Below are 13336 nucleotides of genomic sequence, written 5' to 3'. Positions count from 1 at the left end.
CTCGCATGTGCCAGTGCCCTTCAAACACGAAGGGCACTTAATCATCAAACACGTTTTTTTAATTGCTAATACGACGCAAATTATCAGCAGTAAAATAACTGGCTTGAATGTTGGCACCGAACTTGATCGGCTTTTCCTGATTAGACAAACCTGTCACCAAATAGCGGCGCGCCTGTAAATCATAAATAGTTTCACAAGCAAACCAAGGCGCTGGCGCATCGTAATACTGCACGGCAGCCAACTCATGCACACGCCACAATTCGCCACGTCCGTCATAAGCATCTGCGTGTGCAATCTGCCAGCTGTCTTCGTCTATGTAAAAAGTACGCTTGGCATAAATGTGGCGCATCCCGTTTTTCAGGGTTGCTTCCACGACCCACACCCGATGCGGCTCGTAACGCACCATCTCCTGATTGGTATGGCCGGGACGAATGATGTCGACATACTTCACATTTTTACTAGTGAGTTTGTAGTTATTGTAAGAGATGAACATTTCTTTTTTACCGATTAACTTCCAGTCATAACGGTCAGGTGAACCGTTATAACCATCATAGTCATCGGTAGTACGTAAGCCATCAGCACCTGTGCCGGGGGAATCATAAGAAATATCAGGCGCGCGCAGCACCCGACGCTGGCCGGGGTTATAAACCCAGGCCTGACGTGACTCTTTAACCTGATCCATCGGGTCAATGACTAATAACGACTCACCCGCAACGCTCGACGGCCCGGTGATGGAACCCATAAAATAAAGCAGCCGATTTGGCTCTGGGTTCGTCATCGCCTGTGCCAGCACCAAGGTTTCAGAGCGCGTCACAGGTGTAAATGCACCATTCGCCTGCACAGGAAATTCCGTGCTAAACCGCTGAATGCTACCGCCGCGATAACGCAGCAGATGGTTCCAGATCACTTCAATGCCGCTCTTTGGTGCCGGGAATGGAACGGTTGAATGCGTGACATTTTTAATGCCATTGCCACCTTCGGCTAATTCAATTTTAGTGGCTTCGGTTTTAATACTGTCATAGACGTTTTGCGGATAGGCAGTAGTCCGGTGACTAGGGTAAACATTGATTTTATAATCCGGAAAACGCTTGAGCATTTCCATTTGACCGGGCGCTAATTTGTCCTTGTACTGCTGCATGTTAGCGCCGGTAACAGTGAACAAAGGTTTTTCATTTGCGAACGGATCAAGGTAACCTGCTTTAGCATCAAAACCGGCTGGTGCCTTAGCAATGCCGCCATCCCAAACTGGAATACTGCCATTACTGTTTCCTGCTTTTTCCGAGCCCATCGGTGTCAGGTCTTTACCTAAACGATCTGCATCCGCTGCCGCCATACCGGCCAAAGCATTAAATGAGGCACTGCAAAAACAAGCCAGCACCGCCAGCGTGACCAGTGCTTTGCTGGTCGTTTGATTTTTTTTCATTATGTCGTCTCCTGATTAATTAAAAATGAATGCCAATAACAGCGGATATGTTGTCGCGGTCATTCATCGGGTCATAGATCGCATGATGGTTATAGGTGGTGTAGGCGATCTGCGCATAGTATTTATTCAGGTAATCAGCACGTAAAACTAAACCCAGCGTTTCCCGGTCTTGTAAAAAAATACCATCTCCGGAAGTACCGCGTACGTCTTGCGACCAAAACACGCGAGGTTTCAGGTTCCAACCCGCAAGCGCATTCGGGTAACTCAACTCGGCCTGCATGCGATAGCCCCACGCCGAACTCGTATCAAACCCGTTGGCGGCACAGTAGGCTGGATTCGGATTCAACTTCGCGCACACCGCGGCATTGTTGGTGGCGAAACCATACAAAAAGGCACGACCATAACGGATCGATGCAGGATCATTCGGGTCGCCAATACCGCTCCAGTGCTGCATACCGACCTCACCCACTAACGTCAGCGATTCTGCACCAATCACTTGCGACAAGACTTTGGTGGTATTCATTTGCAACTGCGACTTATTGTGCAAGTCATAGCCTTGAATTTCACTATTGGATGGAGAGCTTCCCATTTTGTAAAGCGGCCCAGCCAACGGCCCAAATAATTTACCCAATTGCTCACCAACTACCAGATCGGCCGGGTTAATTTGCACGGGCAAGCCTTTGGTGTAGCTGACTTCACCTGCCAATGACCAACCACCCACTTCAGTTGCCGCTGAAAGTCCAGCTACCTGAATATCGGTTGCTGAGTAATCCCAATACGCCGTCAAGGGCGACAAGAAATTAGCGACACCAGCCTTAGCGCCTAACTTACCCGTGTAATTCCCGGAGTAAATAGACAGCGGGTTATTGCTAGGCGTATTGGAGATACTCAAGTCCGGCGTGCGTTGGTTATAGCGCGCAAAATACACACCGAAATCAGTGCTGATACTGGATGCAAAATAATGCGATGAGATACCAGCTTGCCCACTGCTTTTCGGATCTTTTTCTGGCAACGACGAAACACCAAAATTAATGCCATGTAACAGTGGTGAACCGGTCAGCTGGGTATATTGATTACCGATTGCATCGCCCAATAAAGGTGTCGTAGCATTGCCGCAGTTGTACACATCACTTGGGGAAAAGAATGTGCCGCAACCGGGTGCCACATTCGGAATCCACACAAACTGATAGAACGCTTCCACACTCAAACCGCCACCCAAACCCCAGTTGGCACTGACTTGTGGAATCGGAATTAAAATATCTTTCACCGTCGCGCCGGGTTCGTGCGTCGCACCCAGATTAAAAGCGCCGAACTGATTCATCCCGGGAATGAATAAACTCTCCCCCCAATTGACAACCTGGTCGCCCAATTTGATCGTTAGTGGCTTGTCATCGAAGGTAGAGAAAGTATTGAACAGATAGGCGTTATTGACCGCCACACCGGAAAATTTAGAGAGGGGCGCGTAATTACTATCGTTTAATTTAGAGTTGGCAATGAAACCGTTTGCAGCAGAACCAATCGGCACGGTTTTGTGTTCAAGAGTGTAGTCGTACCATGCTTTGAGACCCAACACGACGCCAAAGGTATCGTGTTTTAATTGAAGCTCACCGCTAATGGTAAATGGCGTCGAAACCGAATCACCCTTGCCATAGTTAAGATTGCCATCCTGATTGCCGTCACCGGCCGTACCGCCGTAAGGCTTGCTATATAGAGCTGGGTTAGCGTTCATGGTGCGCCAGGTATTCCCTAACGACATATCGGCCGTCCATTGCCCCTGATCGCCATTATCAAGAGTAAATGCATCGGCAAACGCCGTCGATGAATAGCTAATACCGCCAACACTGAGCGCCATCAACGCAACGCTACATGCCTGCGCCATCACCCGTGGCTTTAAGCGCAACAACTGGCGTTGCTTGCCTGATTTTCCTAAATCAATCATTTTGTCCCCTATTATTATTTATAAAATGAATTCATCATTTCGTGCCTGACATTGGAAATTCTTATGCGATTTCCTGACACTGATTGTCGGCAGGTGTACGACTTTGCGCTTGTCATTTCCAGACAATCGCTGGTCATCCAACCGAAAACTACACATGTGAATTATTTTTTAAACAGGTTTTAACAGCTGGCGTGTTAAAAACAATAAGGCTCTGACGGTGGGATAAGTGGACGTGGTTGGTAAGCTGGGATGCAATCGTAGGCTGTGATGTGTATAAGCTGGGTTTTCAACCCAGCCTACGATCTAAATTGGATGGGGCAGCCCAATCCGCTGGATAGTGACCTCGCACCACATAGATATGAAATGAAGAGTACGGCCAATCAATAGCTCTCAAAACATGCCCATGCTTAACTGGATTGTAGTGAATATAATCGAGATGATTGTGAAGGTCTCGTTCATCTCGAATCACATGCTCCCAATAACGTCTTTGCCATATGCCTCGCTCACCTTTCTTCTTTCGGCTAGCAGAAATGAATTCCCCACACGCGAGCATTTGAGAGAAATGTGCTTTGATTAAACGCCAGCGCTTCGGGTAGTCACTGTCATCTGGCGGCAAGCGCCATAGACAATGCAAGTGATCAGGCAATACCACCATGGCCTCAATCACAAAAGGATGTGTTTTCTTCGTTACCCGGAATGCTTCGCGCAACGCATCAATATGTTTTACGAGCAGGTCATTACCTTGACGCTCAGCTAAATTCACGGTGAAAAAATACGTGGCGCCCGGTATCCGGGATCGTGTGTAAATTCGCATCGGATGATTATATGCTGGGATTGCATACCAAACTCAAGAACCGACAGTGGACGCCAGTGGTAGGCTGGGATGCAATCCCAGCTTATACATTCACAGATGCTGGGATTACATCCCAGCCTACGATTCATCCCAACCTACGATTGCATCCCAACTATTTATTGAAGATGCTGCCAAAGAAATGAGTAAGTTCGCGCAATACGCGTTGCCAATTGTTCCGTCACTACCGGCCCATGATGTCCGCCTTCGACGTTTTCAAAATACTCTATTTGATAGTTCATGGCTTCCATTTTCGCAGCCATTTTCCTTGCGTGACCAGGATGAACGCGGTCGTCGCGAGTAGTTGAATAAAACATGACGTGCGGTAATTTCATACCGGATTTGAGATTTTGGTAGGGTGAATATTTGCTTATATAGCCCCATTGTTCCGGCACGTCAGGGTCGCCATATTCGCCTACCCAGCTCGCACCAGCGAGAAGTTTGTTATAGCGCTGCATGTCGATAAGTGGATTGCCGCATACAACCGCGCCATAAAGTTCAGGGTGTCGCAGCATCGTAGCGGAAACCAGAAGTCCACCGTTGCTGCGGCCTTCAATGCCGATGTGCACCGGTGAAGAAAGTTTACTTCTAGACAGGTCGGCGGCTACCGCTTCAAAATCTTCAAAGGCTTTAACGTGATTTTCTTTCAGTGCAGAAGTGTGCCAGGTCGGTCCAAACTCACCACCGCCACGAATATTGGCCAGCACAAAAACCCCGCCGCGTTCCAGCCATAATTTGCCGTAGGCACCGTGTAAATCTTCATACGATCCCGAGTAGCTGGGTGTCAGGGAGTTTTCAAATCCGCCGTAGGAAAACATCCAGACTGGATTTTTTCCGTCCATCTTGATATTTTTTGATGCAACGACAAAGTACGGTATCTGCGTGCCATCTAACGATTTCGTCCAGTGCTGAGTCACTTCAAAATTGCTTCCATCAAAACTCGCTGCTTGCTGCTTGAGCAGATTAATCGATTTACCATCGGCTGCAACAAAGTACAACGATGGCGGGGTGAGAAAAGTTTGAAACTGTACGATCGCGTCGCCAGTGTCATCATCAACTGATTTCACTTCAAGTGAACCATTATCCGGAAACGGAACTTTCACGTGCTCCCAACCGGCTGTGCCGAGCGTGTAGCGATTTAACCGCCCGCGTACATCATCCAGCGTGGAAACCAGCAGGCCATTCGGTGTCGTTACCACGCCGATGACATTCGAGTGTGCATCAGGAGCCACAACCAGCTCGATCGCGCCGGGCTTTTCAAGTGAAGCATGGGGATCAACCAGCACAACAGCACCGGCAGGGTAAGTTCGGCCATTCACTACCCAGACTTCTTTGAGCCAAATGACTAAGCGGCCATGATACCCGCCGTGGATGCTTGCAGTAGCAGGTAATGCAAGCGGTTGAAGTTTTCCATCAACGATCAGGCTGACCTTGCTGTTCCAAAAAGTCAGATTTTCAGTCAGGACATCTATCTGTTTCTCACCATGTATTTTCACGACTCCGGCGCTGGCAGTCATGGAATTTTCATCTCCTTCGTACAACGTAGGAGCATTCGCGAGAGCGGTGCCACGCTGCCATACTTTCACAATGCGGGGGTAGCCCGATTTTGTCAGTGAGCCAGGGCCAAAATCAGTTGCGACATACAAGGTGTCAGCATCACGCCAACTCACATGTGACTTTGCGGCAGGAAGAGTAAATCCGTCTGAAACAAACTGCTTAGCTTCAACATCAAACTCTCTGATTTCAGAAGCGTCGCCTCCACCTGGCGACAGAGAAATCAGGCAGCGTTTGTTTTCAGGCGCAAGGAAAATAGCGTCGCCAAACGCCCAAAGTTTGCCTTCGGATTTGGAGAGCGCATCAATGTCAATCAGTAACTCCCATTGCGTATCGGGCTTACTTAATTCAGCAAGGGTTGTACGCCGGAACAAACCGCGTGGATGTAACTGATCCTGCCAAAGATTATAAAAATAGGCGCCATGTTGTTCGACTTGTGGAATGCGAGATGTTGAGGTGAGAATTTTGAGGGCGTCGTTGTACAGATCAGTATAGCCGGGCAAAGATGATAGACGGTCTTTGGTAATGTCATTTTGCTGAGTAACCCATTTCAACGAGCGAACGCTATCAATGTCTTCTAGCCATAAATAAGGATCATTTGATGACGGTGCTACGGAAGGTGATGCTGATGATGTGACGCTGATAACGCTAAGTAAAATATAAAAAAATCGGTGAATAATTTGTTTTTTCATTGGGGTAAATTTTTAAATAATGAGTAAAAAACCGGTATACAAAAACTTTTTTCAAAATCAATCGATGATGAGCAACAACAGCTAATCAACGCTAAATTAATGCTCTCAACCAAGCAGCGCTACTCTCAACGACTCGATCTGTTCCGCTGCGTCCTCAATGATCGACGTCAATGTTTCGTCACCGATTCTGAAATCAAACTGCGAATCGGTATCACGGATTGCCAATTCGGTTGGCGATTGCAATGGAGAAAACGTACCGGCCAGATCATTCGCCAGAGTGAGAACGTCACCTAAGGTCACCGGAGGTTGCGCACCCACCCCAACCCAGACTTGTTCGATTGCTTCGCAAATTGTTTCCGGTATTTCAAGTGCTTTCAGCACGCCTCGTCCGATGATTTTTTCACCATACTCCATCCAACCTTCGAGCTCACCATCCAGCAAACCGGGGAACTCTTCAGCACGCGATAACAAATAGAATCCGCCCACTTCATGCACAATACCGGCGAACAGTGCTGCATCAGGGTCAACTTTGGTCATACGGCGGGCGATGACTTGCGCTAACGCAGCAACACGTGCGGTGTGCTCCCAGAGTTCGGCTGATTTTTTCCGAATGACTGGATTGGAAAACCCATCATTCATCTGGCGAACGATGAGCGACATCGCAAGCGATCGTAATGTAGCAAACCCTAAGCGCATCACAGCCGTCGTGACATTGGTGATTTTGGTGTCAGTGCGATTGTAGGCAACGGAGTTAGCGACGGCCACTGCGCGGGCAGAGAAAAGGGGATCAGCAAGCACAAGCTTGGTTGCACTTGCTAAGTGGGCATCTGGGTCATCCAGTAATTGCTTAATTTTTAACGTGGCATTGATGTTAGCCGAGAACGATATCTCTCCCCGGCTGGCTTGCGCTGCAATACTGCGAAAGGCTTCAAGTCTGTCCATAGTCATTCTCCGGTTTCGAGCATTTATTTAATCAATTTTCTGCTATCCAATCAAGCAATATCTGGCCTTTTTCCAGTAACTTATTATCCTACAGAAGAAATTTAGATCATTTACTTTTTGATCTTTTTTTTCCAATTATTAAATGCTATTACCGATAAGACAGGGATAGCTAAGCTTAGATTTCTTCTACTGACATTGACGATTTAAAGTGCGTCGGGGAAGTACCGGTCCATCGTTTGAAGGCACGCGTAAAATTACTGGAATCGGTGAATCCCAGCAAGAACGTGATTTCGGTCATGGAGCGCGAAGGTTGTTGTACATAACTGCAAGCAAGTTCCTTGCGTGTGTCGTCCAGCAGTTGTTGAAATTTAGCGTCGCGCAGCGATAATTTACGCTGCATCGTGGCCGGGCTCATGCACAGCGCATCGGCCACTTTTTCACGGCTGCATTCCCCGGATGGTAAAAATTCAATAATTTTTTGTATAACACGCGTGACAACGTCACCTTTATCAATGCGTGCCAGATATTGAGTGGCGATGTGGTCATTCATTTGCGCCAGCTCCGGACACGAGCCATCCAACTGCTGCTCAAGGTCTGCTTTATTAAAAACTAACAGCCCGACCTTGTTTGAAAAAGTGACTGGTGAGCAACATAATGCTTCGTAAGGACCCGCGCCTTCCAACGGCATTGCATGACACAGTTCCACTCGTATCGGGTTAAATGTGGGCTTATACAGCGAGCGCATCGTTAAGACCAAAAACCCAAAAAAAGCGTCTTCGGTTTCACCACAAACCTCCGTCAACAACTCACAACGCAGAAACACCTTGTCATCAACCGTACTAATGCTCACCCTGGCCGCTTGCGAAACAAGCCGGAAGTAACGTTCCAAGCGCTGACAAAAATCCATTAATGTGGAACTCGATGCCAAGGCATAGCCCAGCGCATGAAGATTATTAGCTTGAATTAATTTTGCGACAATTAAACCGAAATACGGGTTATTCGTCACCTCCACACAAGCCCGATACAGCTTGGTGAGTGTTTCGGTCGGCAAGCGACTTAGCGGGTCGGTCGACAATTCAATTGGAATGCCTACCGCACGAAATACCCGTGCGCTATCTACACCACAAGATTCGAGCGCCTTAGCAATCACCAGACAATAGCTACCAATAGTGGTCGTCTCACTGGCTGGTAATTGTGCCTCCGGTTTTGCGATTGCCATGGGGTTCTTGAATTAAATAGACCAAGCTATTCTTCCACCACCATTGCCTCAGGTCAATAAATATAATCCGCAAGACCAGTGTTTTAGCTACAAAGACCTGTGAGTGTGTTCCGATCTTTCTATTATCAACCTGTGATTAATCGCTATAAATGGAACAGCGCGTGAAAAACAAAATATCCGTCGTTTGTCGCATTACGCTACTCATCTTCAGTGTAGGAATGTTCTCTTTCAGCCATGCAACTGGTACAAAAGCACAGCCGAATATCGTCATATTGGTGGCTGACGACTGGGGTTTTAGCGATGTCGGTGCTTTCGGTAGTGAAATAGCCACGCCAAATATAGATAACTTGGCAAAACAAGGGCTTAAGTTTTCTAATTTCCATGTCGCCGCGTCCTGCTCACCCACGCGTGCCATGTTATTAACGGGGGTTGATAATCACCGTAATGGCATGGGCAATATGCCGGAAACCATGCCATTCGAACATCAGGGCAAACCCGGTTATAAGGGCACATTAAATGATGACGCAGTTACTTTGGCGACCATGCTTAAGGACAACGGCTATCACACCTATATCACCGGCAAATGGCATCTGGGCAAAGAACCGGGCGAACTACCGCCGCAACGTGGTTTTGAGCGCTCGTTTATTCAAGCCGATAGCGGTTCCGACAATTGGGAAAACCGACCTTACATATTTTTGTATGACAAAGCGTATTGGTTTGAACAGGGCAAACCCGCTACGTTGCCGGAAGATTATTATTCGTCTAAATTCATCGTCGACAAGGCGATTGATTACATTGCTACGGATAAAAAAAACGGAAAACCGTTCTTTGCCTATTTAGGTTTTCAGGCCAACCACATTCCGGTACAAGCACCGCGTTCGTTTATTGATAAATACCAAGGTGTTTATAAAGACGGGTGGACCGCATTACGCACGGCACGCCGCAATCGTGCTGCGGAAATGGGCCTGATACCAAAAGATACCGAGATGGTGACCATGGCCAGCACCGCCAATTGGGATACACTAAGTCCTGAGCAAAAAAAATATGATGCACGTCGGATGGAAGTCTATGCAGCGATGGCTGAAGCCATGGATTACCATGTTGGGCGCTTTGTGGAGCACCTGAAACAGACTGGAGAATTTGATAATACCGTGTTCGTTTTTCTGTCCGACAACGGTGCCGAACCAACCGATCCATATAAGATTTTGTCAGTCAAATTATGGCTGTACATGAACTACACCAATGACTTTGACCGACTCGGCGACAAAGGCGCATATGATGCGATAGGCCCAAGTTGGGCAAGCGCCGCCGCATCTCCGTTAAGTACCTATAAATTTTTTGCTGGCGAAGGCGGGTTACGCACGCCGCTCATCATCAGTGGCGTACCCAATATGAAAAAGGATCAGATTTCCTCTACCTTTGCCCACGTTACCGACATCGTGCCGACCTTGTTGGATATAGCTGGGATTAAGCCGCACGATGACCATTACCAAGGTAAAACTGTCGAGCCCATGGTCGGCAACAGCATGCTACCGCTGTTGCAGGGAAAGTCCATGCGGGTTCATTCTGCGGATCAGGCGATAGGCTATGAATTGTCTGGCAATGCTGCCTTATTTAAGGGCGACTATAAACTCTTAAAAAACCTCGGGCCGGTCGGCGATAGCCAGTGGCATCTCTACAATATTGCTAATGATCCCGGCGAAGTGCATGACCTGCAACAAGGTATGCCGCAATTATTTCAAAGCATGAAGAACGATTACGATAATTACGCACGGGCGAATCATGTGTTGCCGATGCCAGCCGGTTATAACTACATCACGCAGGGGCAGTTATACGCTGTGCATCATGTATTAATCCCCAAATTAAAAGCGTCATTACCTAAGATTTTATTCGGCCTGTTTGTGTTAATTTCCGGACTATTTTTGATCCGGCGTCGCAAGCGGAATACCACGATACCGAAAAAATCCTGAGCTGCCTTCATCCATGAAAAACTCTTTACTGCTAAAAATTTTACTGGGATTGCTGGCAATAAGCAGCATGATCATAGTCACTTCGCTCTCGCACGGAAGAAAACCGCCGCCTACCGGCATGGTCTGGATTCCTGCTGGCGACTTTTTAATGGGCAGCGCCAGCAAACTCGCCAAAGCCAACGAGCAACCAGTATTTAAAGCTCGCGTGTCTGGATTTTGGATGGATAGTTGTGACGTGACGAATGCGCAATTTTCCGCCTTTGTGCGCGCCACGGGTTACATCACAACGGCGGAACGCAAGCCAGATTGGGAGTCATTGCGGGTGCAACTGCCTGCTGGCACGCCAAAACCAGATGATGCGGTATTGGTGGCAGGTGCGATGGTATTCACCGGTACATCCAAGCCAATTCTACTGAATGACTGGTCGGCCTGGTGGACTTATGTAGCGGGAGCAAATTGGAAACACCCAAATGGGCCTGCCAGTGACTTAACAGGAAAAAATAATTACCCGGTAGTACAAGTCTCCTGGCTAGACGCGCAAGCTTATGCCAAGTGGGTAGGCAAACGATTAGCGACCGAAGTGGAATGGGAATACGCGGCAAGAGGCGGCATAGAACAAGCGGACTACGCTTGGGGTAATGAGCTCAAACCTGCAGGAAAAACCATGACGAATATTTTCCCCAACCAAGGTAAATTCCCTGTCATTGACGTTGCAACTGAAGCGCACACCACAACACAAATCGGCACGCAAGCAGTTAAAAGTTATCCGGCCAATGGCTACGGGCTGTATGACATGACGGGCAATGTCTGGCAATGGACGGCTGATTATTATCGCGCCGACCGCTTCCAGCAATTAAAGGGGTTGAAAAATGAGTTCGGAGTAGTACAAAACCCACCCGGCCCCGCAGAAAGTTTTGATCCTGAAGATAGTAATGCGCCCGCGAATGCCCCAAAACGGGTTATCCGTGGCGGTTCTTTTTTATGCGACGAGAGTTATTGCCAAAGTTATCGTCCCAGCGCACGGCGCGGAGCTGACCCTGCCAACCCGATGTCGCACATTGGGTTTCGTCTGGTTTTGTCCGCAGAAAACCAACAGGAAAGCATAAAAATTGCAACGCAATAAGCGGAATGAATGACAATACGAATGCTAATAATTCACAAAAAAATCACAACAACATCAACGGAGACCACATGTATTTTTTATTAAAAATCGCCTGCATAGTTATCTACCTCGGCGCTGCACTAAGTTTAGTAGTCGATTTACCGCATGGTTTAGCCCTCGCATGCCAAAGCATTACGGTACTATTTCTGGTTGCCCATGTAATCGAAGTGATGATTTTTATGCCGCATCTGCGCCTTTATAAAGGGCCACTTTCCACCAGTATTTTACTCACGCTGATATTTGGCCTATTTCACTGGAAACCGCTGCTGGATGCGAGCAAACGCGATGTAAAAATTTGATGCTGTGAACCACAAATAATGAACAAACTTTTTCAAGGAATAGCATGGGTGTTTTAGACGGAATCCGTATTATCGAAATTGCCGGAATAGGGCCGGGGCCATTTTGCGGCATGTTATTAGCCGACATGGGTGCCGAAGTTATTCTGATCGAACGCCCCAGCAGTAATAAAAACGATCCGTTGGCGCTGGGTAAAAACGCCATCGTCAATCGTGGCAAAAAATCTCTGGCATTAGACCTGAAAGACCCCGCTTCCATCGCCGCAGTACTGCAACTCATCAGCGACGCTGATGCACTGATCGAAGGCATGCGCCCGGGAGTAATGGAGCGTTTAGGATTGGGGCCGGAAATCTGCCTTAATGCAAATCCACGTCTGGTCTACGGTCGGATGACAGGCTGGGGGCAATCTGGGCCACTGGCGCAAGCGGCAGGACACGACATTAACTACATCGCCCTCTCCGGCGCCTTATGGTTCTCTGGCACACCCGGATCTGCACCGATGGCACCACCGACGTTGGTGGGTGATTTGGGTGGCGGCGCGCTATATCTTGCTATGGGAATTTTAGCCGGCATATTAAATGCCAAGCGCAGCGGCACTGGCCAAATAGTGGATGCCGCGATTGTCGACGGCAGTGCCAATTTGATGAATTTACTGCTGTCTGCGCATGCAGCAGGACAACAACCGTTCGAGCGTGGACGCGGCCTGCTGGACGGCCCGCATTGGTACGGCAGTTATGTTTGTGCAGATGGGCATTGCATTAGTATTGGAGCGTTGGAACCGCAATTTAACGCGCTGTTATTTAACAAGCTAGGTCTGGGTGAAGATGCTGATTTCAAATCCCCCTACGATCCACGTTTGTGGGGTCGGCTACGCGAACGGTTGACTGCTTTATTTATGCAGCAACCACGCCAGCACTGGGTTGAGTTACTGGAAGGAAGCGATGCCTGTTTTGCTCCGGTGCTTAACCCCAGGGAAGCGATGGCGCATCCACATAGTCAGGCACGCGGTATTTATGCTGAACACAATGGCGTATTGCAGGCAGCACCGGCACCGCGTTTTTCAGCAACGCCGGCTAGCGCTATTGGTGCAGTGCCAAAATGCGGCGAACACAGCGTGGAAATTTTGCGTTCTATTGGGTTGTCTGAGGGGGAAATTAAGCGATTGATTCCGGAGGTTTGAGCAAATTCAAATCTAAGCTTAGTTTTGTAGGGGTATCCCTTGTGGGTACCCTTCTCAAACTAGCTCGTATACTCAGTTCCTAGCAATCAAGGTACCCCGACACCAATA

The 13336-nt window shown here is 48.2% G+C and carries 10 protein-coding genes; 4 read left to right on the top strand and 6 right to left on the bottom strand.

The window, feature by feature from the left end; all coding sequences use genetic code 11:
• Positions 1-58: 58 nt before the first annotated feature.
• The 6 genes from S2091_RS20750 to S2091_RS20725 all read right to left on the bottom strand — a co-directional run bounded on the left by S2091_RS20750 (position 59) and on the right by S2091_RS20725 (position 8619).
• The gene (locus S2091_RS20750) at positions 59-1423 is read right to left on the bottom strand and encodes a DUF1329 domain-containing protein (protein WP_105533882.1); all 1365 of its coding nucleotides are present in this window, start codon (positions 1421-1423) and stop codon (positions 59-61) included.
• 19 nt (positions 1424-1442) lie between these two features.
• Positions 1443-3362 carry a DUF1302 domain-containing protein gene (locus tag S2091_RS20745; protein WP_105533881.1) on the bottom strand — a complete coding sequence of 640 codons (1920 nt, stop codon included), beginning with the start codon at positions 3360-3362 and terminating at the stop codon, positions 1443-1445.
• A 286-nt stretch (positions 3363-3648) separates the two neighbouring features.
• Positions 3649-4176, bottom strand: a complete 528-nt coding sequence (locus S2091_RS20740; RefSeq protein ID WP_105533880.1) for an REP-associated tyrosine transposase — start codon at positions 4174-4176, stop codon at positions 3649-3651.
• Positions 4177-4331: 155 nt separating this feature from the next.
• A complete protein-coding gene (locus S2091_RS20735) occupies positions 4332-6458 on the bottom strand; it encodes a prolyl oligopeptidase family serine peptidase (protein ID WP_105533879.1) in 2127 nt (708 codons plus the stop codon).
• 105 nt (positions 6459-6563) lie between these two features.
• Complete coding sequence (locus S2091_RS20730) at positions 6564-7400, bottom strand: HDOD domain-containing protein (RefSeq protein ID WP_105533878.1); 837 nt, start codon at positions 7398-7400, stop codon at positions 6564-6566.
• Positions 7401-7575: 175 nt separating this feature from the next.
• Positions 7576-8619 carry an AraC family transcriptional regulator gene (locus S2091_RS20725; RefSeq protein WP_105533877.1) on the bottom strand — a complete coding sequence of 348 codons (1044 nt, stop codon included), beginning with the start codon at positions 8617-8619 and terminating at the stop codon, positions 7576-7578.
• Positions 8620-8780: 161 nt separating this feature from the next.
• Here S2091_RS20725 and S2091_RS20720 point away from each other — a divergent pair, with 161 nt between their 5' ends.
• The 4 genes from S2091_RS20720 to S2091_RS20705 all read left to right on the top strand — a co-directional run bounded on the left by S2091_RS20720 (position 8781) and on the right by S2091_RS20705 (position 13228).
• Positions 8781-10589: an arylsulfatase gene (locus tag S2091_RS20720; RefSeq protein WP_207769767.1), complete on the top strand. Its 1809-nt coding sequence runs from the start codon at positions 8781-8783 to the stop codon at positions 10587-10589.
• 67 nt (positions 10590-10656) lie between these two features.
• Positions 10657-11712, top strand: a complete 1056-nt coding sequence (locus tag S2091_RS20715; protein ID WP_243405517.1) for a formylglycine-generating enzyme family protein — start codon at positions 10657-10659, stop codon at positions 11710-11712.
• A 68-nt stretch (positions 11713-11780) separates the two neighbouring features.
• On the top strand, positions 11781-12050 hold the full coding sequence (locus S2091_RS20710; RefSeq protein WP_133166949.1) for a hypothetical protein: 270 nt from the start codon (positions 11781-11783) through the stop codon (positions 12048-12050).
• Between the two features lie 44 nt (positions 12051-12094).
• Positions 12095-13228, top strand: coding sequence for a CaiB/BaiF CoA transferase family protein (locus S2091_RS20705; RefSeq protein ID WP_105533873.1), 1134 nt, complete (start codon positions 12095-12097; stop codon positions 13226-13228).
• Positions 13229-13336 lie beyond the last annotated feature (108 nt).

Origin of the sequence: Solimicrobium silvestre (assembly GCF_002976435.1) — a bacterium.
Classification (GTDB): Bacteria; Pseudomonadota; Gammaproteobacteria; order Burkholderiales; family Burkholderiaceae_D; genus Solimicrobium; species Solimicrobium silvestre.
The sequence above is the reverse complement of the archived record's forward strand: the minus strand, read 5'-3'. Positions and strand labels throughout refer to the sequence as shown.